The organism is Mycobacterium toneyamaense, assembly GCF_055384815.1.
In genome coordinates this window covers 2,280,448-2,298,538 of the sequence record NZ_AP040333.1, presented here as the reverse complement: position 1 = coordinate 2,298,538, position 18,091 = coordinate 2,280,448, and the positions used below count along the sequence as shown (strand labels likewise).

At 67.0% G+C, this 18,091-nt stretch carries 22 protein-coding genes; 9 read left to right on the top strand and 13 right to left on the bottom strand.

The genetic code is table 11. The features are described from left to right. Positions 1-113 precede the first annotated feature (113 nt). On the bottom strand, positions 114-1,139 hold the full coding sequence (locus ACZ5IQ_RS11140; protein WP_464481268.1) for an agmatine deiminase family protein: 1,026 nt from the start codon (positions 1,137-1,139) through the stop codon (positions 114-116). Continuing rightward, positions 1,136-2,119: a nitrilase-related carbon-nitrogen hydrolase gene (locus tag ACZ5IQ_RS11135; RefSeq protein WP_464481267.1), complete on the bottom strand. Its 984-nt coding sequence runs from the start codon at positions 2,117-2,119 to the stop codon at positions 1,136-1,138. Before ACZ5IQ_RS11135 ends, ACZ5IQ_RS11140 begins: the two co-directional genes overlap by 4 nt. Positions 2,120-2,202: 83 nt before the next feature. Here ACZ5IQ_RS11135 and ACZ5IQ_RS11130 point away from each other — a divergent pair, with 83 nt between their 5' ends. Further along, a complete protein-coding gene (locus ACZ5IQ_RS11130; protein ID WP_464481266.1) occupies positions 2,203-2,817 on the top strand; it encodes a TetR/AcrR family transcriptional regulator C-terminal domain-containing protein in 615 nt (204 codons plus the stop codon). Here the strand turns inward: ACZ5IQ_RS11130 and prcA are convergent, their stop codons facing one another. The 4 genes from prcA to dop all read right to left on the bottom strand — a co-directional run bounded on the left by prcA (position 2,818) and on the right by dop (position 6,217). Next, a complete protein-coding gene (prcA, locus tag ACZ5IQ_RS11125) occupies positions 2,818-3,582 on the bottom strand; it encodes a proteasome subunit alpha (protein WP_406804474.1) in 765 nt (254 codons plus the stop codon). After that, a complete protein-coding gene (prcB, locus tag ACZ5IQ_RS11120) occupies positions 3,582-4,442 on the bottom strand; it encodes a proteasome subunit beta (RefSeq protein ID WP_464481265.1) in 861 nt (286 codons plus the stop codon). Before prcB ends, prcA begins: the two co-directional genes overlap by 1 nt. After that, a complete protein-coding gene (locus ACZ5IQ_RS11115; protein ID WP_064986355.1) occupies positions 4,439-4,633 on the bottom strand; it encodes a ubiquitin-like protein Pup in 195 nt (64 codons plus the stop codon). Before ACZ5IQ_RS11115 ends, prcB begins: the two co-directional genes overlap by 4 nt. A gap of 75 nt (positions 4,634-4,708) precedes the next feature. Beyond that, entirely contained in the window at positions 4,709-6,217 is a 1,509-nt protein-coding gene (gene dop / locus ACZ5IQ_RS11110; RefSeq protein ID WP_406775942.1) for a depupylase/deamidase Dop, read from the bottom strand. 43 nt (positions 6,218-6,260) lie between these two features. Here dop and ACZ5IQ_RS11105 point away from each other — a divergent pair, with 43 nt between their 5' ends. Next, positions 6,261-7,415: a hypothetical protein gene (locus ACZ5IQ_RS11105; RefSeq protein WP_464481264.1), complete on the top strand. Its 1,155-nt coding sequence runs from the start codon at positions 6,261-6,263 to the stop codon at positions 7,413-7,415. Positions 7,416-7,471: 56 nt separating this feature from the next. Here the strand turns inward: ACZ5IQ_RS11105 and arc are convergent, their stop codons facing one another. Beyond that, positions 7,472-9,310, bottom strand: a complete 1,839-nt coding sequence (arc, locus tag ACZ5IQ_RS11100) for a proteasome ATPase (protein ID WP_464481459.1) — start codon at positions 9,308-9,310, stop codon at positions 7,472-7,474. 168 nt (positions 9,311-9,478) lie between these two features. Between arc and ACZ5IQ_RS11095 the strand changes: the two genes are divergently transcribed. Genes ACZ5IQ_RS11095 through ACZ5IQ_RS11085 form a run of 3 tightly spaced genes read left to right on the top strand, consistent with a single transcriptional unit; the run spans position 9,479 to position 10,841 of the window. Continuing rightward, positions 9,479-9,985, top strand: coding sequence for an MTB12 family secreted protein (locus ACZ5IQ_RS11095; RefSeq protein WP_061001618.1), 507 nt, complete (start codon positions 9,479-9,481; stop codon positions 9,983-9,985). 17 nt (positions 9,986-10,002) lie between these two features. Next, positions 10,003-10,539, top strand: a complete 537-nt coding sequence (lppK, locus tag ACZ5IQ_RS11090; RefSeq protein WP_464481263.1) for a lipoprotein LppK — start codon at positions 10,003-10,005, stop codon at positions 10,537-10,539. A gap of 8 nt (positions 10,540-10,547) precedes the next feature. Then, the gene (locus ACZ5IQ_RS11085; protein ID WP_464481262.1) at positions 10,548-10,841 is read left to right on the top strand and encodes a DUF503 domain-containing protein; all 294 of its coding nucleotides are present in this window, start codon (positions 10,548-10,550) and stop codon (positions 10,839-10,841) included. Here the strand turns inward: ACZ5IQ_RS11085 and ACZ5IQ_RS11080 are convergent. Next, positions 10,838-11,665 carry a tRNA (adenine-N1)-methyltransferase gene (locus ACZ5IQ_RS11080; protein WP_053856389.1) on the bottom strand — a complete coding sequence of 276 codons (828 nt, stop codon included), beginning with the start codon at positions 11,663-11,665 and terminating at the stop codon, positions 10,838-10,840. The genes ACZ5IQ_RS11085 and ACZ5IQ_RS11080 overlap by 4 nt on opposite strands. A gap of 82 nt (positions 11,666-11,747) precedes the next feature. On the opposite strand from ACZ5IQ_RS11080, the gene ACZ5IQ_RS11075 reads away from it, so the two are divergent. Both ACZ5IQ_RS11075 and ACZ5IQ_RS11070 read left to right on the top strand, forming a co-directional pair. Then, entirely contained in the window at positions 11,748-12,584 is an 837-nt protein-coding gene (locus ACZ5IQ_RS11075; RefSeq protein ID WP_061001621.1) for a RecB family exonuclease, read from the top strand. Beyond that, positions 12,581-13,372: a thioesterase family protein gene (locus tag ACZ5IQ_RS11070; RefSeq protein ID WP_293021198.1), complete on the top strand. Its 792-nt coding sequence runs from the start codon at positions 12,581-12,583 to the stop codon at positions 13,370-13,372. Before ACZ5IQ_RS11075 ends, ACZ5IQ_RS11070 begins: the two co-directional genes overlap by 4 nt. A 10-nt stretch (positions 13,373-13,382) precedes the next feature. On the opposite strand, the gene ACZ5IQ_RS11065 is transcribed toward ACZ5IQ_RS11070, so the two are convergent. Continuing rightward, positions 13,383-14,033, bottom strand: coding sequence for a winged helix-turn-helix transcriptional regulator (locus ACZ5IQ_RS11065; RefSeq protein ID WP_464481261.1), 651 nt, complete (start codon positions 14,031-14,033; stop codon positions 13,383-13,385). Positions 14,034-14,094: 61 nt separating this feature from the next. Between ACZ5IQ_RS11065 and ACZ5IQ_RS11060 the strand changes: the two genes are divergently transcribed. Beyond that, complete coding sequence (locus tag ACZ5IQ_RS11060) at positions 14,095-14,730, top strand: MFS transporter (protein ID WP_464481260.1); 636 nt, start codon at positions 14,095-14,097, stop codon at positions 14,728-14,730. Here ACZ5IQ_RS11060 and ACZ5IQ_RS11055 read toward each other — a convergent pair. After that, on the bottom strand, positions 14,621-14,911 hold the full coding sequence (locus ACZ5IQ_RS11055) for a hypothetical protein (RefSeq protein ID WP_464481458.1): 291 nt from the start codon (positions 14,909-14,911) through the stop codon (positions 14,621-14,623). The genes ACZ5IQ_RS11060 and ACZ5IQ_RS11055 overlap by 110 nt on opposite strands. Before the next feature lie 158 nt (positions 14,912-15,069). On the opposite strand from ACZ5IQ_RS11055, the gene ACZ5IQ_RS11050 reads away from it, so the two are divergent. Beyond that, the gene (locus tag ACZ5IQ_RS11050) at positions 15,070-15,327 is read left to right on the top strand and encodes a helix-turn-helix domain-containing protein (protein WP_464481259.1); all 258 of its coding nucleotides are present in this window, start codon (positions 15,070-15,072) and stop codon (positions 15,325-15,327) included. Between the two features lie 99 nt (positions 15,328-15,426). Here the strand turns inward: ACZ5IQ_RS11050 and ACZ5IQ_RS11045 are convergent, their stop codons facing one another. From ACZ5IQ_RS11045 to ACZ5IQ_RS11035, 3 genes are all read right to left on the bottom strand, one after another. Continuing rightward, positions 15,427-15,876 carry a hypothetical protein gene (locus tag ACZ5IQ_RS11045; RefSeq protein WP_464481258.1) on the bottom strand — a complete coding sequence of 150 codons (450 nt, stop codon included), beginning with the start codon at positions 15,874-15,876 and terminating at the stop codon, positions 15,427-15,429. 103 nt (positions 15,877-15,979) lie between these two features. Beyond that, positions 15,980-16,363 (bottom strand): helix-turn-helix domain-containing protein, encoded by a 384-nt coding sequence (locus tag ACZ5IQ_RS11040; protein WP_057963623.1) that lies wholly within the window; start codon positions 16,361-16,363, stop codon positions 15,980-15,982. A 949-nt stretch (positions 16,364-17,312) separates the two neighbouring features. Next, a complete protein-coding gene (locus ACZ5IQ_RS11035; RefSeq protein ID WP_057963624.1) occupies positions 17,313-17,978 on the bottom strand; it encodes a type IV toxin-antitoxin system AbiEi family antitoxin domain-containing protein in 666 nt (221 codons plus the stop codon). Positions 17,979-18,091: the final 113 nt, after the last annotated feature.

Below are 18,091 nucleotides of genomic sequence, written 5' to 3'. Positions count from 1 at the left end.
CGCGGCCGAGGAGCCGTCGCGACCTCCCGAACATCAGCGGCGTCCATGGGGCGATGACTTCAATAAAGCACCACCCGGGCAGCTGGGGCATCAGCCAAATGGCTGAGATCAGATCACTGCGCCGACGGCTGGTGCTGCGTGATGCAGTGGATGCCACCGCCGCGCTCGAACAGCGGCCGGGCGTCGACGCTGACCACGCGCCGGCCGGGGTACTGCTCGGCCAGGATCGCGGCCGCGTCGGCGTCGCGCGGATCACCGAACGCACATGCGATGACGCCGCAGTTGACCACCAGGTGGTTGATGTAGCTGTAGTCGACGTAGCCCTCGGCGTCGGTCAGCAGATCCGGCGCCGGGAGTTCGACGATGTCCCACGGCCGGCCCGCGGCGTCGCAGGTGTCGGCGAGCGCTTCGCGAATCTCCTTGCACACCAGGTGGTCCGGATGCACATCGGAGCGCTGCGCATGCAGCAGCAGGCGCCCCGGTGACGTGATGGCCGCGACGATGTCGACGTGCCCGCGGGTGCCGAAGCGCTCCGAATCGCGGGTCAGGCCGCGCGGCAACCACACGGCGTGCGAGGCGCCGATGGTGCGGGCCAGCTCGTCCTCGATGTCGGCCTTGGTGGCGCCGGGATTGCGGCCGGGGTCGAGCTGAACGGTCTCGGTGACCAGCACCGTGCCCTGCCCGTCGACCTGGATGCCGCCTCCCTCATTGACCAGGTGCGAGCTGACCATCGGAACCCCGGCCCAATCCGCCACCGCCGCAGCGATTTTCGCGTCGCGATCCCAGCGCGCCCAGTCCTGGCCACCCCAGCCGTTGAACACCCAGTCCACCGCGGCCACCGAACCGTCGGCGGCATGCACGAAGGTCGGGCCGATGTCGCGCATCCAGGCGTCGTTCAGCGGTGCCTCGACGATGTCGACCTCGGCGGACAGATACCGCCGCGCGGCAGCCGTTTCCGCGGGGTCCACCACGACGGTCACCGGCTCGAACTCCAGCACCGCGTGGGCGACGGCGGCCCATGTCGAGCGCGCCTCGTGGTGTTCGGTTGCGTTGTCCCCCAACGAATATCCTTCCGATGGGAACGCCATCCACACCCGGTCCTGTGGTGCGCTCTCCGCAGGCATCACGTAGTTCGTCATTTCACCACCGCGGTGGCCTCGTGACCGGCGCCGTACGGACGCTGCGCGTCAACCGGTGCGGTCAGCGCGCCGTAGCTCTCGGGCCGGCGGGTCAGCAGGAACGGGAACAGCTCCAGCCAATCGCGGCGCTGGTCGAGGTCCAGATCGGCGACCAGCACCGCCTCCTCGTCGCGCGGCGCCTGCACCAGCACCCGGCCATAGGGGTCGGAGATGAACGACGAGCCGTAGAACGTCACGGTGCCCTCGGCGCCAATTCGGTTGGGCACCACCATGAACAGGCCGCTGTTGATGCCGTTGGCGACGATGACCTGCTGCCACAGCGGCTGCGTGTCGAACGCCGGGAAGACCGGCTCGGACCCGATGGCCGTCGGGTAGACGACGATCTCGGCGCCGCCGAGCGAGTAGTTGCGGGCCACCTCGGGGAACCATTCGTCCCAGCACGTCGGCATTCCGAGCTTGGCGCCGAGGCCCTCCGGTTCGCAGACCGGGTAGGGGTTGCCCTCGGCAGGACCGGCCCGGAAGTAGGTGTCCTCGTAGTAGCCCGCCGAGATCGGGATGTGCATCTTGCGGGTCCGGCCGGCGAGCTCGCCCGACGGGGAGACCAGGATCGCCGTGTTGAAGCCCAAACCGTCTGCCGCCGGCGACTTTTCGTAAAGCGACGCGTGCACGAAGATGCCGTTGGCGCGGGCCGCCTCGGCGGCGAGTGCGAACGTCGGTCCGTCGAGGAGATCTTCGGCGGTATCCCCCGGGTTCGGGCCGGCCGGGGTGTCGGCGGGATACCGCAGCAGGGTGATCTCCGGCAGGCAGACCAGCGCGGCGCCCTCTCCGGCCGCGCGGTCGATGCCGTCACGCAGCACCTTGGCGAGCTCATCGGCATCGGGACGCCAGCGGTGCTGCACCAGACCGACCCGTACCGGGGGTCGCGTCGACTCGGTGCTGCGGGACAGCGACTCGGGCGCGGTTGCGGTCAGGGTGATCATCAGCGGGACTCCTAAAACGAATTGAATTCGTTTTATTGTGGCCCCACTTACCCGTGCTTGTAAAGAGGTAGTAGAAAGATTCCATGGGCCGCCCCTCCAAACCGCTGCTATCCACGGATCGCATCGCCGGTGCAGCAATGGATTTGGTCAACAAGACCGGCGGCTTCACCGTGCCTGAACTGGCCCGGGCCCTCAAGGTCAGCCCGTCATCGCTGTACAACCACGTCGCCGGACGGGAACAGATCGTCGAACTCCTGCGCGAGCGGGCCATGTCCGACGTCGCGCTGCCGGCCGACGACCCGCAGCGGCCGTGGACCGACGTCGTCGCCGACATCATGCGGTCCTACCGCCAGAGCTATGCCCGCTACCCGCGGCTCATTCCCCTACTGACCTCGCACGCGGTGAACAGCGACCACGCCCTCACCATGTACAACGTGCTGGCCGTCGCGTTCGACCGGGCCGGGTTCGATCCCGCGGACACGTTGCGGGCCATCACCCTGATCGACTCGTTCGTGCTGGGCTCGGCGCTCGATGTCGCCGCGCCCGACGAACCGTGGCAGGCCGGCGCCGATGTCGCACCGGAATTCGCGGCCGCACTGGCCACCGGCACCACCAAACCCGAACGCGCCGATGACGCCTTCGAATTCGGCGTCAGAGTGCTACTCCGCGGACTGGCGGCGGTCCCGTCGGCCGAGTGATTACTCGGCCGCGTCGCCCTCGGGCTTGCTCTCGCCGTCGGTGGCCTTGTCCCCGTCCTCAGCTTCCGCCTCGGTCTTCGGCAGAACCGCATCCAGCGCCGCACCGGTGATCCGGCGGAACGCGCGGCGCGGCTTCTTGGCGTCGAGGATCGCGACCTCGAGCGTCGCTGCCCCCAGCACGCGATCGCCGGCCCCGGCGTGCAGCGCGTCGACGGCGATCTTCACCGCGTCGGCCAGGCTCGCGTTCTCCTGGTAGGAGTCGCCCAGCGCAGCGATGATCGGCTCGGTCGTACCACCCATGACGACGAAATGCGGCTCGTCGGCGATCGACCCGTCGTAGGTGATCCGGTACAGCTCAGGAGCTTTCGTCTCGCCGTGATGCGCGACCTCGGCGACACACAGCTCGACCTCGTAGGGCTTGGCCTGCTCGGTGAAGATCGTGCCGAGGGTCTGGGCGTAGACGTTGGCCAACTGGCGGCCGGTGACGTCGCGCCGGTCGTAGGCGTAGCCACGGGTGTCGGCGAACTGGATGCCGCCGCGACGCAGGTTGTCGAACTCGTTGAACCGGCCGACCGCCGCGAAACCGACGCGGTCATACAGCTCGCTGACCTTCTGGAGCGAGCGCGACGGGTTCTCCGCCACGAACAGCACGCCCCCGTCGTAAGCCAGGACAACCACGCTGCGACCCCGCGAAATGCCTTTGCGCGCAAGCTCGGAACGTTCCCGCATCGCCTGTTCGGGCGAGATGAAATACGGAAAGCTCATCAGGCATTACCTCTCGCGCGGGTCCGGTTGGCGATGACTTCCCGGGCCAGCGCGGCGATACGCTCCTCGGTGACCTCTTCGGCGCCCTCGGCACCGATCAGTACCGCGGTCGGATAGATGCCACGTGTCAGATCCGGTCCGCCGGTGGCCGAATCGTCGTCGGCAGCGTCGTAGAGCGACTCGATGGCGACCTTCAGCGCCGAATCGGCTTCGGTCACATGCGAATACAGCTTCTTGATCGACGACTTGGCGAACAGCGAGCCCGAGCCCACCGACTGGTAGCCCTCTTCCTCGATGTTCCAGCCGCCGGCGGCGTCGAACGAGACGATGCGGCCCGCATTGCCCGGGTCGGAGTCGTCCAGGTCGTAGCCCACCAGCAGCGGCAGCGCGACGAAGCCCTGCAGGGCCGCGCCGAGATTGCCGCGCACCATGATGGCCAGCCGGTTGACCTTGCCGCGGAACGTCAGCGGCACGCCTTCGAGCTTCTCGTAGTGCTCCAGTTCGACGGCGTACAGCCGCGCGAACTCGACCGCGATGGCCGCGGTGCCGGCAATGCCGGTCGCGGTGTAGTCGTCGGCGATGTGCACCTTCTGCACGTCACGGCTGGCGATCATGTTGCCCTGCGTGGCGCGCCGGTCGCCCGCGATCAGCACACCACCGGGGTACTTGATCGCGACGATCGTCGTGCCGTGGGGCAGGTCGGCACCGGATCGAACGTCACCCGCTGAAGTGCCCGTCAGGTCCCCCACCGGCAGCAGGTGGGGCGCCTGCCGGCTGAGAAAGTCCGAAAACGAGGACAGGTTCAGGTGGGGTGAGGTGACATCCAGTCGATCAGAGAAAGGCCCGAACGCTGGCGTCACTGGCCGCCCTTTTGGACGTACGCGCGCACGAAGTCCTCAGCGTTCTCTTCCAGCACGTCATCGATCTCGTCGAGCAGATCGTCAGTGTCCTCGGCGAGCTTCTCGCGACGTTCCTGACCTGCGGCAGACGGGCCGGAGAGGTCGTCGTCCTCGCCGCCGCCGCCACCGCGCTTGGTCTGTTCCTGAGCCATCGCCGCCTCCTGATTGCTCGATTCTCTGACTTCACACTACCGGTCCGCGCCCGGGTTCCCCGGGAACACAAGCGTTTACGTCGTGAGCTGCTCCACCAACTCGACCGCGCTGTCCACTGAATCGAGCAACGCACCGACGTGGGCCTTGCTTCCGCGCAGCGGTTCCAGCGTCGGAATCCGCACCAGCGACTCGCCGCCGAGGTCGAAAATCACCGAGTCCCAGCTGGCCGCGGCGATGTCCGCACCGAACCGGCGCAGGCACTCGCCACGGAAGTAGGCCCGGGTGTCGGTGGGCGGGTTCTCCACCGCGTCCAGCACCTGCTGCTCGGTGACCAGACGCTTCATCGAGCCGCGCGCCACCAGGCGGTTGTACAGACCCTTGTCCAGCCGCACATCGGAGTACTGCAGGTCCACCAGGTGCAGGCGCGGGGCGTTCCAGCTCAGGTTCTCCCGCTGGCGGAAGCCCTCCAGCAAGCGCAGCTTGGCCGGCCAGTCGAGGAGGTCGGCGCATTCCATCGGATCACGCTCCAGCAGGTCCAGCACGTGCGCCCAGGTCTCGAGGACGTGGTCGGCGCGCGGATCGGGGTCGCGCCGCTCCTGCAGCTTGGCCACCCGGTCCAGGTAGATGCGTTGCAAGGCAAGGGCCGTCAGCTCGCGGCCGTCGGCCAGGGCCACGGTCGCGCGCAGCGACGGGTCCCGGCTGATGACGTGCACCGCGTGCACCGGACGCGCCAGCGCCAGGTCGGACAGGTCGATGCCCTCGGCCGGCCCGAACTCGATGAGGTCGAGCACCAGCGACGTGGTGCCCACCTTGAGGTACGTCGAGGTCTCGGCCAGGTTGGCGTCACCGATGATGACGTGCAGCCGGCGGTACTTGTCGGCGTCGGCGTGCGGCTCGTCGCGGGTGTTGATGATGCCGCGCTTGAGCGTCGTCTCGAGTCCGACCTCGACCTCGATGTAGTCGGCACGCTGCGTCAGCTGGAATCCCGGCTCATCCCCCGACTGCCCGATGCCGACCCGGCCGGAACCCGTCACGACCTGACGCGACACGAAGAACGGCGTCAGCCCGGCGATCACCGAGTTGAACGGCGTCTGCCGGCTCATCAGATAGTTCTCGTGCGTGCCGTACGACGCGCCCTTGCCGTCGACGTTGTTCTTGTACAGCTGCAGCCTGGCCGCGCCCGGGACGCTGGCGACATAGCGGGCCGCGGCCTCCATGACGCGTTCGCCGGCCTTGTCCCAGATGACCGCGTCCATCGGGTCGGTGACCTCGGGAGCGGAGTACTCCGGGTGGGCGTGGTCGACGTACAGGCGGGCGCCGTTGGTGAGGATCATGTTGGCCGCGCCGATCTCGTCGGCGTCGACGATCGGGGCCGGGCCCGTGGAGCGGCTCAGGTCGAAGCCACGCGCGTCGCGCAGCGGGGACTCGACCTCGTAGTCCCACCGCGTGCGCTTGGCCCGCTGGATGCCGCTCGCGGCCGCGTACGCCAGCACCGCCTGGGTGGACGTGAGGATCGGGTTCGCGGTCGGATCAGACGGCGACGAAATGCCGTATTCGACCTCAGTTCCGATGATCCGTTGCATGCCGCCAAGACTAGACGGCTGTCGATACGCGACGATTAGCCGCATGACCACATCACCGGCAGACCGGGTCGCCGCCGAGACCTGGTTTCTGCGGCGCGGGCTGCCCGCGGTGCTGCGTCCAGGGGCGCTGGTGCGACGGCTGTGGCAACGCTCGGCCCCGGCGCTGGCCGCGTTCGCGGTGTTCATGGCCAACTCGATCCTCGTCACCGCCGTCACCGGAAAACACACCATCAACATCGAGGGCCAGCCCACCCGGACCGAATGGTTCGTCCTGGCATTGCTCCTGCTGGTGGCGCCGGTGGCCGCGCTGGCGGGCTGGCTGGTGTCGCGCATCGCGTCGTGGCGCAATCGTGCCGGCGTGGCCGTGGTGTCGGTGGCCGTGTGCGCCGTCGGCGCGGTGCTGGGTGGTCCCGGTCCGAAAGTCGGCGGCAATCTGATCTACGTCGGGGTGATCGTCGCCGTCATCCTGATCTGTACCGCGACCGGAATCGGCTCGATCCTGGGCTGGGCCCTGGACACCACGGCGCACAACCTGACACTCGTGGGCAGCCTCTTCGTGCGCGCCCTACCGATCATGCTGTTGACGGTGCTGGTGTTCTTCAACACCTACGTCTGGCTGATGGCAGCCATCATCAGCCGGGCCCGGCTGTGGTCCGCGCTGGGCTTTCTGTCGCTCATCGCCGTGGCATTCGTCATCGCGACCACCATCGACCGGGTCCGGCCGATCCTGACGGCGTCGGCGCCTGACGCCCCCGAGGCCCAGGACGCGGTACTGGCCGACACCCCGTTCGTGCACCTGCCCGCGCCCGCGCACCGAATCCCGTTGTCGCGCATCGAACGTGTCAACGTCGTGTTCGTCCTGGCCATGTCGCAGGTGCTGCAACTGCTGATCGTCGCGCTGGTGACGGCCTTCATCTTCCTGGTGCTCGGCCTGATCCTCATCAGCCCGAAGCTGCTGGCGGAATGGACGCGCAACAACGGCTCGCCCGACGGCACCATCTTCGGCATGACACTGCCCATTCCGGAGTCACTGATCCAGACGACGCTCTTCCTGGGCGCCCTGACCTTCATGTACATCACGGCGCGCACCACGACCGATGCCGAGTACCGCGCCGAGTTCGTCGACCCACAGGTCGACAGCCTGCGCCGCCGGCTCGACGCACGGGACCGCTACCTCGCCGACCTCAGACATGCGTGAGGCCGTGTGCGCAATTCCGGAGTATTGCGCGCACGGCCCCCACACCTGCTGTCCTGTTACAGGTACTGCCCCAGGTTGCTCTCGGTATCGATGGCCCGGCTGGCCGACGAACTCTTGCCGGTGACCAGCGTGCGGATGTAGACGATCCGCTCGCCCTTCTTGCCCGAAATCCGTGCCCAGTCATCGGGATTGGTGGTGTTGGGCAGGTCCTCGTTCTCGGCGAACTCGTCGACGATGGAGTCCAGCAGATGCTGCACCCGCAGACCGCGCTGCCCGGTTTCCAGCACCGACTTGATGGCGTACTTCTTGGCCCGGTCCACGACGTTCTGGATCATGGCACCGGAGTTGAAGTCCTTGAAGTACATGACCTCCTTGTCGCCGTTGGCGTAGGTGACCTCGAGGAAGCGGTTGTCGTCGATCTCGGCGTACATCCGGTCCACGATCTTCTCGATCATGGCCTTGATGGTCAGCGCGCGATCGCCGTTGAACTCGGCGAGGTCGTCGGCGTGCACCGGCAGTTCCTCGGTGAGGTACTTCGAGAAGATGTCCTGCGCCGCTTCGGCGTCCGGCCGCTCGATCTTGATCTTCACGTCCAGGCGGCCGGGCCGCAGGATGGCCGGGTCGATCATGTCCTCGCGGTTGGAGGCGCCGATGACGATGACGTTCTCCAGGCCTTCGACACCGTCGATCTCACTGAGAAGCTGTGGCACCACGGTGGTTTCGACGTCGGAGCTGACGCCGGTGCCACGGGTACGGAAGATCGAGTCCATCTCGTCGAAGAACACGATCACCGGGGTGCCCTCGGAGGCCTTCTCGCGAGCCCGCTGGAAGATCAGGCGGATGTGCCGCTCGGTCTCGCCGACGAACTTGTTGAGCAGCTCGGGACCCTTGATGTTCAGGAAGTAACTCTTCGCTTCCCGGGCGTCGTCGCCGCGCAGCTCGGCCATCTTCTTCGCCAGCGAGTTGGCGACGGCCTTTGCGATGAGCGTCTTGCCGCAACCCGGAGGGCCGTACAGCAGCACGCCCTTCGGCGGCCGCAGCGCGTACTCCCGGTACAGGTCCTTGTGCAGGAACGGCAGCTCGACGGCGTCGCGGATCAACTCGATCTGCCGCGTCAGGCCACCGATGTCGCTGTAGGCGACGTCGGGCACCTCTTCGAGGACCAGGTCCTCGACCTCGGCCTTGGGGATGCGCTCGAAGGCGTACCCGGCCTTGCTGTCGACCAGCAGCGAGTCGCCCGGGCGGAGCTTGCGCGCCCGCTCGTCGGCCAGGTCGTCGACGCCCTCGAGCACCTCGGCGACCTCGGGGTCGAGGAATTCGAGCGCGACCAGCGGCTCGGCGAGCCAGACGATGCGCTCCTCGTCGGCATGGCCGACGACGAGGGCACGCTTCCCGTCGTTCAGGATTTCGCGCAGCGTGCTGATCTCGCCGACCGACTCGAACGAGCCGGCCTCGACCACTGTCAGCGCCTCGTTGAGGCGGACGGTCTGGCCCTGCTTGAGTTCGGACACCTCGATGTTCGGCGACACCGACAGCCGCATCTTGCGGCCGGAGGTGAAGACGTCGACGGTGTCGTCGTCGTGGGTGAGCAGCAGGACGCCGTACCCGCTGGGCGGCTGCCCCAGCCGATCGACTTCCTCACGGAGCGCCAGCAACTGCTGCCGCGCCTCTTTGAGCGTGTCCATCAACTTGCCGTTGCGGGTCGTCAGCGAATCGATGCGGGCTTCGAGTTGCTGCACGTCACGCGGTCCGCGATGCGTCGCGGCCGCGTTCGTGAGCTGCTCTCGCAGCGCCGCCGTCTCGCTGCGAAGCCGCGCCAACTCGGCGGCATCGGTGCTGGACATGGGGTTCTGACGAGATGTGCCCGGGCTGCCGAAGGCGTCCGGGCGATCCATTTCAGACATCTTGCTGCTCCTTTCCCACACCGGAAGTTGGTGCGGCGGATACCTCAACGCTACCGGCGATCTGCCGATCGTGGGCGTCGAAGGAATTGCGACACACGGGTGTCCCTCTGACCGCGCTGTTAACCTCATACCCGAGTCGGGCTCATCGAAAGGACCGCAGTGATCGTCAAATCCCTCGTCACCGGCATCGCAGCCACCGCCCTCGTCGGCGCCGCAGCAGTCGGTACGACCGTGGCTTCGCAGACGGCCATCCCGACCACCGGCACGTCGACCGCGGTCGCGCCGGTCGTCCGCCAGGTCCCGCTGCCGCAGGCGCCCGCGCCGGGCCTGCAGTCGTCGCTGGTCTCGACGCTCAACGGGCTGACGGCCGCCGGGAGCTTCGCCGGGTCCAAGGGCAGCTACATCCAGGGCGGCGTGGGGCGGCTCGAGGCCATCACCGCCGACCGGGCCTACAGCAACGCCGTGAAGCAGGGCGTGTTCCCCATGAGCTTCGCCGTTGCCGACATCGATGACCTCGGAGACGGCACCGCGACGGCCAACGTCACCGCCACCGCGGCCACCGGCGCCACCGCAGCCCAGCCGCTGACCTTCGTCGCCGGCCCCAGCCCCACCGGCTGGCAACTGTCCAAGGGGTCGGCCATGGCCCTGCTGTCCTCGGTGAAGTAGGCGCCAGGACCAGCCCGGTGAATCCGACCCGAGGAACCCTGATCGCCGTCGTCGTGGCGGCGATCGGGTTGGCCGGGTGCAGTGAACACGTCGAGCCGCCGGCCGACCCGATGCCCCGTTCACTGCTGACCACCGACGCCAAGGCGCCCGAGGCAGCGCCGCTGCCGTCACCCGACGCGATCACCGCGGTGCTGTACAAGATCGCGGACCCCGCGGTGCCGTCGGCACAAAAGATCGGGCTGATCCAATACGGCACCGCCGAGGACCAGGCCGGGCTCGACAACTTCACCAGGGCGCTTCGCGACAACGGCTTCAACCCGATGAACGTCACGGCGACCGACCTGCTGTGGTCGGCCGGGCAGCCGGGCGACATCATCGCCACGATCACCATCAGTTCGGTCGCCGCGCCGGACAACACGTTCACGTTCCCCATGGAATTCAGCCCCATCCGGGACGCCTGGCAGCTGAACCGGCAAACCGCCAACCTGCTGCTCAAGCTGGGTCAACCCGGCGGACCGGGCGCGTCGGGCGCGGCACCGACGCCTGGTCGCTGAGCTGTCGAATGTGGGTCGGGTGGCTGGAATTCGACCTCTTGCTGGGCGATGTGCACTCACTGAAAGAGAAGCGCTCGGTGATCCGGCCGATCGTCGCCGAACTGCAGCGCAAGTTCTACGTGTCCGCAGCCGAGAGCGGAAATCAGGATCTGCACCGCCGGGCGGCCATCGGGGTGTCGGTCGTGGCGGCTGACCGCCATCACGTCGTCGAGGTGCTCGATGCCGCCGAACGTCAGGTCGCGGGCCGCCCGGAAATCGAACTGCTGTCCGTGCGGCGCGGCCTCGTCAGCAGCGACGACTAGATGTTGCGCTTGCGCCGCAGCGGCTGCGGCGTCACCGCGCCCGGCGCGAGGCGGCGCGCGCTGATCAGGAACGCGGTGTGGCCCCGCATCGAATGCTGCGGGCGCACCGCGAGTCCGACGACGTCCCAGCCGCGCTGCAGCGACTCCCACGACCGCGGCTCGGTCCAGCACTGCTGCTCGCGCAGCGCCTCGACCGTCTTCGACAGCTGCGTGACGGTGGCGACGTAGACGATCAGGACGCCGCCCGGCACCAGTGCCTTCGACACCGTCTCCAGCACGTCCCACGGCGCGAGCATGTCGAGCACGACGCGGTCGACCTCGCCGCCGTCGTAGTCGTTGAGATCGGCGATGACCAGATTCCAGTTCTCCGGCCGCTCGCCGAAGAAGGTCTCGACGTTGCGCACCGCGTGCACGGCATGGTCGTCGCGCACTTCGTAGGACGTCACCGAACCGCCCGGGCCGACGGCCCGCAGCAGCGAACACGTCAACGCGCCGGAGCCGGCGCCGGCCTCCAAAACCCTTGCGCCCGGGAAGATGTCGCCCTCGTGCACGATCTGCGCGGCGTCCTTCGGGTAGATGACCTGCGCACCGCGCGGCATCGAGAGGACGTAGTCGATCAGCAGCGGGCGCAGCACCAGGAACGGGTCACCGTTGGTGGATTTCACGACGCTGCCCTCGGGCTGGTCGATCACCGAATCGTGGGCGATGATGCCGCGATGGGTGTGAAATTCCCCACCTGTCGCCAGCACCATCGTGTAGTGCCGGCCTTTGGCGTCGGTCAGTTGGACGCGGTCGCCGACGGTGAAGGGTCCGGTGATTCTCACCGGGCCAGCCTGCCAGCCGACCCGCCCGGGCGGACGGCCGGGGTTCGGCAACTTTGTCGTTGCCCCCACTTAAGCTGCTGGCATGACCACCCCCACTGCGCCCACCCGGCGGCCGGCGCTGTCGCCGTCGCGGGCCGGTGACTTCAAACAGTGCCCGCTGCTGTACCGGTTCCGGGCCATCGACCGGCTGCCGGAGCCGCCGTCGACCGCGCAGTTGCGCGGCTCGGTGGTGCACGCCGCGTTGGAGCAGCTGTACGCGCTGCCTGCCACCGACCGCGTGCCGGAGACCGCGTTGTCCCTGGTGACGCCAGCGTGGGACGCCGTGGTGGCAGAGAAGCCCGAGTTGGCCGAGGAGATCGCGCCCGAGCTGCGGGAGACGCTGCTGAAGGAAGCGCGGGCCCTGCTGTCGGGTTACTACCGGCTCGAGGATCCGACACGCTTCGATCCGCAGAGCTGCGAACAACGCGTCGAGGTCGAGTTGTCCGACGGCACCCTGCTGCGCGGTTTCGTCGACCGGATCGACGTCGCGCCGACCGGCGAGCTCCGCGTGGTCGACTACAAGACCGGGAAGGCCCCTCCGGAAGCGCGGGCACTGGCCGAGTTCAAGGCCATGTTCCAGATGAAGTTCTACGCGGTGGCGCTGCTCCGGCTGCGGGGCGTGGTACCCGCGCGGCTGCGGCTGCTGTACCTCGCCGACAGTCAGGTGCTGGACTACAGCCCTGATCTGGCCGAGTTGGAAAGGTTCGAGAAGACCCTGATGGCCATCTGGCACGCCATCCAGAAGTCGGGCGAGACCGGTGATTTCCGGCCCAACCCGTCCAAGCTGTGTTCGTGGTGCACGCACCAGGATCTGTGCCCCGCCTTCGGCGGCACTCCCCCGCCGTACCCCGGCTGGCCCGAGAACTTCGGGGCCGCATGATCGACTGTTACTACCGTCGGCTGGACGCCGACGGCGATCTGCAGCGCTTCGAATCGACCGAAGGCACCGGCAGCAACTGGGACGAGAGCATCCAGCACGGGTCACCGCCGCTGGCACTGCTGACCAAGTCCATCGAAGAACTGGCTGCCGGCAGCGGCATGCAGGTGGGCCGGCTGACCCTCGACATCCTCGGCGCCATTCCCGTTGCGCCCGTTGCGGTTCGGGCCTGGGTGTCGCGGCCGGGCTCGCGCATCTGCATGATGACCGCGGAGATGACGGCCGCGCAGCGCGACGGTTCCGAACGTGCGGTGGCGCGGATGTCGGCGTGGCTTCTTGCGGTGACCGATACGCGCGACGCGGTCCTGGATCGGTACCCGCCGATGCCCCGGGTGCCCGACACCGGTTTCCGGCATCACTGGCAGGGCCGGCCCGGCTATCTGGAGACCGTCACCTGGGTGCCGCAGCCCGACGACGCCAACGCGTCGGTGGTGTGGATGCGGCCGCTGATATCGCTGGTCGATGACGAGAAGACGACTGACCTGCAGCAGCTGGCGATGGTCGTCGATTCCGCGAATGGCGTTGGCGCGGCGCTGGATCCGAACGAATTCATGTTCATGAACACCGACACCACGGTGCACCTGCACCGCGCCCCCGTCGGCCCGGAGTTCTGTCTCCGGGCCCGCGGCTCGATCGGCCCCGACGGCCTCGGCTCGACGACGGCCGAGCTGTTCGACGAACAGGGCTTCTTCGGGACGTCAGCGCAGACGCTGTTGGTCCAGCGGCGCTGACGTCCCGCGATCACTTCGCGACGTCGACGGCGGACGTGGGCGCGTCGAAGAAGACGCGCAACGCCGCGAGGTCGCCGGTGATGTCGACGAGCGGGGCGACGTCGTCAAGGGCGAGCAAGCCTGCCGCGAGCCCGAGAACGATCTGCGCCTCGGCCGTCAGCACGGCGTCGAGCTTGCGCCCGTCGGGCCAGCCCACGTCGATGCCGGCCTCGGCCGCGCTCAGTTGGACGGTGACGCCGTCCGCCACGATTCCCACCACGGTCGACGAGTCGCCGGGGACGCGCCCGGCGAACAGCGCCGGAAGCGCCAGGAGAAGCCCGTCGGCGCGGAAGCTGTCGCCTTCCGGACCTCGGATCATCAGCGGCGTCGACCAGCGGATCATGGCGTAGATCGGCTCGCGAAGTTGGGCGCCCCAGTCGGTGAGGGCGTAGGTGATCGCGTTGGCCCCGTCCGACAGGCGCCGTGCCACCACACCAGCGGATTCGAGATCGCGGAGCCGGTCGGTCAGCAGGTTCGTCGCGATCCCCGGCAGCCCCTCACGTAGCTCACCGAAGCGCGCCGGCCCGATCAGGAGCTGACGGACGATCAGCAGGTTCCACCTGTCACCCACCACGTCCAACGCCCTGGCGAGTCCGCAGTACTGGCCGTAATCTTTACTCATCATCACTCACTTGATTTTTTAAAGTGCACCTGATTATATCAACTACCGAGCGGAGGTTGCCATGACAATCCCAGACCGACAAAACGACCCGCGCCGCAAGGCGGGCATTCTGACTGCCGTCTACGTAGCAGTCCTGGCCATCAATCTCGACGTGACGATCGTCAACGTCGCCTTGCCCAGCATCGCGACCCAACTGCACGCCGATACCCGCGGCCTGCAATGGGTCGTCGACGGCTACACCCTGACCTTCGCGGCCCTCGTCTTGGCAGCAGGCAGCTTGTCGGACCGCTACGGTCGCCGGCCGGCGCTGCTGATCGGTCTGCTCGGATTCGCCGTCACCAGCGGGATGGGCGCACTGGCCACCAGCACCGGGTCCCTCGTCGCGGCGCGGTTCGGCATGGGAGTTTTCGCCGCGCTGATCTTCCCCACCACCCTGTCGATCATCACCAACACCTTCTCTGACCGACGCCAACGCGCCGCGGCACTGGGCGGCTGGGGCGCGGTGGTCGGCGTCGGTGTCGCCGCCGGCCCGGTCACGGGAGGCCTTCTGCTCGAACACTTCTCGTGGAGCAGCGTGTTCTGGGCACTCATTCCGTTGGCGCTGCTCGCAGTGGTTCTCGGGTTTTTCCTCGTCCCGGAATCACGCGACCCGGGTGTGCCACCTCCGGCACCACGGCGTCCAACGCCATCGCCTTGATCGCCTGAGCGGGGACCCCGGTGGCCGTGGCGATGGAGACGATCGCGCTGGACGTCGAGTCGATAACGGGGTAGCGCAGCAGTGAGCGGCCATGTCCTGGCCCCTTCAACCCGACCGCAATGAGCAGGTCACCCCAGGTCGTGTGGGATCGCGCGGCAAGGGTTTCGAGCCACGAGTCCATGGCCTCCCCGGGTAGCGGCGCGACCCGGATGGGCAGGGTCCGTACCTGTTGTGACAGTGGAAGCTGGCCTGTGGTCATGTCATCTCCCCGCTACCAATAGGGCCAATGTTGAACTAGTGCTACAGACTTTCGCCCGCTCATGGCTGCTTCTTGTGTAGGTGCCCACCCGACCTAGAGAAAACGATCCGCGCCGCGTCGAGCAGTGGGAGCGACGCCGCCGATCGGTCGGGGAAGCGATCCGGAGGGTGCGGACCGAACGTGGGCTGACCCAGGAGTCGTTAGCCGAGAAGAGCGGTGTGGACCGTACGCTTCTCATAGCGATGGAGTACGGCCGCCGGGGCCTGCTCTACGAGCGGCTCTTCGACATCGCGGATGCGTTGGACGTGCCGGTGGTCGAACTGCTGCGCGACGCCTAGGCGCGTAGCTCCTGAGCAGATCCGGGCGCTTGCCGTCGAGGTGGATGGCCCACGCCGCGTCGACGTCGAGGTGACAACATCGGCTGGGGCGCAGGGCGTTCACCACAGCGGGCCTCGCATCGACCGTGGCGGATGGGGTTGATAGAAGCTTCCACCCGCTGCAGCGAGCTCCATGGCGCAGGCCCTGCAAATCGTTTTGTATCTCGGACCGTCGTGGTCGTCACACACCGACAGCCGAGCGAGATGGCCGCACAGCTCGCACATCGTCTTCGAAAGTCGTTCGGCGACCTCGATGAGAGCCGAAAATCGTTCCTGAACAAGGGGATCATTGCTCGACGTGCCGCCGCGATACCGCAGCGCGGCGAACCTCTCCTTGACCTGAAGCACGACGTAGTTGGGGTCCAGATCGAGCAGGTGATCGTGCAACTCTGCGATGAGGGGGAACCACCCCGGCGCGCAGGCGATCCATCGGTCCGCATGTGAGGGGATCCGGAGAAGCAGCGCTTCCAGCACTTCGCGATATTGTTCGCTACCGGGGTCGAGTGACATACCCCTGGACCATCGGGCTCCGTGTAATCCCCTGCCTCCTAGTTCAATTCGATACCCGTCGTCGGGTACGGCGGCGCTCGGGATCACAGGCGCGTCCACGACGTCATTGCCTGGCTCCCTCATTGGAGTCGTAGGAGGAGTCGTTGCCGTCCCCGTCCGGCAGAAGGAAGTAGTGGGGCGACACTGCGAACAGTTCGGCGATGTCGACGAGCACCTCAAGGCTCGGGCTCTTCACGCCGTTCACATACCTGTAGCACTGGGACAGCGACTTGCCGTTCATCGACTTTCCCGTGGCCTTGGCTCGCGCGGTCAGCATTTCGTGTAGGCGTTTGCCATTCTTGCCCCCTACGGTAAGCGCAGTTTTCCCCTTGCGGGGACAGCGACGGAGTAGCCCATGAAGCTGCGCCACGAAATACTCGGTGGCTGGGCCAATCGCCAGCGCGAAACCACTCGACGGAGGCATTCGTTCGAGGACGAAATCCGACATTCACCACGCCCCTTTCGCGGACAGTAATGGCATCAACGCCTAAATCAATGATGCCTGATCGAGGTTAGCTGCAATGTTGGACTGCTGCAACAGTGTGTACTGCAGGGGGTGACATGTCGCGCGCCCCGTACGCCGCCCGTGCGAACCCGGTAGACGACTGCGGGCCTCTCAAAAGGGCTTTTAAAAGCCGTATTTCGACGTGAAAAGCGGCTCTGGCGCCAACATGATCGACACTGTCGGTTGCTGATATCTGCAGATCGTGACTTGCCAGCGTTGACAACGTGCGTGGAGCGAGTTTGCTAGAAATCGATTATTATTAACACACTAATTGCGCCTGCGGCGCATGGTCGCTCGATTATGCGATCCAATAGTCATTGCGACTCAACCATTCTGCGCCTAAAGCTGTGAATCGATTTGTCTGCTTGTGAGAAAAATGGACGGTATTCAAAGCGATATCCGTACGATGACGCCGAGTCGTGAATCCGCTGGCAGATGGTCGACAATCGTCCTGACTGGATGACCCGCGAGGTGGGAAACGCACGTAAAGGTCGTGATGTGCGCCGTCCACTCTTGACGCCGGTGATCCTGGCCAGGAAGGGCTGTCGCCGCAATCCGATCAGCGGCGCTAACCGGGCAGGCTTTCGCCGTCTGGTGTTTTGCAATGTTGCGGCTCGGCGGCTTGGCCTCTTTGCGATGAACCAAGGCACGGGGGGAGGTCACCGTGGAGGGAGAACCCACGTCACGTCCACGGCCTTCACCGCGTCAAACGTGGCAGCGGGTGGAAGCGCTTCGCCTCCTCTTCGCCAGTGCCGTCGAGTAGCGACGATGCAGCAGTGTGGATCGACCGCACACGCGGTGCCAGCCGGCGGGGAACTACGCCACTCGGCGCATCAACACGTGCACGACCACCACCGCTGAGCTGTGGGCTCGGTGGCCCACAGGATGAGCACTACGCCCGCAGTCGCGCCGGCCGCCCCGCCGCCACCAAGAACCGGTGCGCCAACGACACTCCATCTGCCTCGTCCCACTGATGGACGTACGGATCCAGTCGTGCACCCACGTCGTCGAGCGTCATCAGACCCGCCTCCAGGACATCGGCGATGACGGTGCCCTGATGGGCTCCGTCGAGGTGATCGCGAGCCAGGTCGGCGATGATCCGCCCGGGCATCGCCACGGGTAGGCCCTCGACGATGTCCCAATCCGCTCCGGCGTCACCGATGTCGCGGCGGTAGGTGTGCACCCGTGCCGACCGCGTGTTGATGCGCCGCGGCGCGGTCAGAAACAGTCCCCGCGCGACGACGGCCCCCAGTTCGCGGATCACCGCAGCGCTGTCGTGGCTCACGATGCAATCTGGCTCGGTGCGACGCAACTCGACGTCCGTACTGGGGCGCAGCGCCAACCACTGCGCCGCCCAATCCTCGAAAGCGAACATATCAGCGGAATCCTCGCTGAACCCATACACACCGTGGTGAGCCCGGAACAGGTCACCGGCAGCGATCCGTCGAGTGAGCTCGTAGCGAGCCACCCCTCTCTGGCGGGCCTGAGCTGCAGTGAATAGACCGAACTGGTCGGCGGCCAAGGCGTGCAATTGACACCACACCACCGCGTCGACCATCCCCCGATGGTAATAAGCCGGAGACGTCGTCGCGCCGGATCCCGCGGGTACCCTAGCTCGATGCCCGCCCGGGTCGGCTCGTAACGCGCAGACGAAGCGCCCCGACGGCGGCG

Excerpts from the sequence above, each read along its gene's own strand:
- ACZ5IQ_RS11140 (WP_464481268.1), bottom strand. The coding sequence starts at position 1,139 with ATGACGAACTACGTGATGCCTGCGGAGAGCGCACCACAGGACCGGGTG.
- ACZ5IQ_RS11135 (WP_464481267.1), bottom strand. The coding sequence starts at position 2,119 with ATGATCACCCTGACCGCAACCGCGCCCGAGTCGCTGTCCCGCAGCACC.
- ACZ5IQ_RS11130 (WP_464481266.1), top strand. The coding sequence starts at position 2,203 with ATGGGCCGCCCCTCCAAACCGCTGCTATCCACGGATCGCATCGCCGGT.
- prcA (WP_406804474.1), bottom strand. The coding sequence starts at position 3,582 with ATGAGCTTTCCGTATTTCATCTCGCCCGAACAGGCGATGCGGGAACGT.
- ACZ5IQ_RS11115 (WP_064986355.1), bottom strand. The coding sequence starts at position 4,633 with ATGGCTCAGGAACAGACCAAGCGCGGTGGCGGCGGCGGCGAGGACGAC.
- dop (WP_406775942.1), bottom strand. The coding sequence starts at position 6,217 with ATGCAACGGATCATCGGAACTGAGGTCGAATACGGCATTTCGTCGCCG.
- ACZ5IQ_RS11105 (WP_464481264.1), top strand. The coding sequence starts at position 6,261 with ATGACCACATCACCGGCAGACCGGGTCGCCGCCGAGACCTGGTTTCTG.
- arc (WP_464481459.1), bottom strand. The coding sequence starts at position 9,310 with ATGGATCGCCCGGACGCCTTCGGCAGCCCGGGCACATCTCGTCAGAAC.
- ACZ5IQ_RS11085 (WP_464481262.1), top strand. The coding sequence starts at position 10,548 with ATGTGGGTCGGGTGGCTGGAATTCGACCTCTTGCTGGGCGATGTGCAC.
- ACZ5IQ_RS11075 (WP_061001621.1), top strand. The coding sequence starts at position 11,748 with ATGACCACCCCCACTGCGCCCACCCGGCGGCCGGCGCTGTCGCCGTCG.
- ACZ5IQ_RS11070 (WP_293021198.1), top strand. The coding sequence starts at position 12,581 with ATGATCGACTGTTACTACCGTCGGCTGGACGCCGACGGCGATCTGCAG.
- ACZ5IQ_RS11065 (WP_464481261.1), bottom strand. The coding sequence starts at position 14,033 with ATGAGTAAAGATTACGGCCAGTACTGCGGACTCGCCAGGGCGTTGGAC.
- ACZ5IQ_RS11060 (WP_464481260.1), top strand. The coding sequence starts at position 14,095 with ATGACAATCCCAGACCGACAAAACGACCCGCGCCGCAAGGCGGGCATT.
- ACZ5IQ_RS11055 (WP_464481458.1), bottom strand. The coding sequence starts at position 14,911 with ATGGACTCGTGGCTCGAAACCCTTGCCGCGCGATCCCACACGACCTGG.
- ACZ5IQ_RS11045 (WP_464481258.1), bottom strand. The coding sequence starts at position 15,876 with ATGTCACTCGACCCCGGTAGCGAACAATATCGCGAAGTGCTGGAAGCG.
- ACZ5IQ_RS11040 (WP_057963623.1), bottom strand. The coding sequence starts at position 16,363 with ATGTCGGATTTCGTCCTCGAACGAATGCCTCCGTCGAGTGGTTTCGCG.
- ACZ5IQ_RS11035 (WP_057963624.1), bottom strand. The coding sequence starts at position 17,978 with ATGGTCGACGCGGTGGTGTGGTGTCAATTGCACGCCTTGGCCGCCGAC.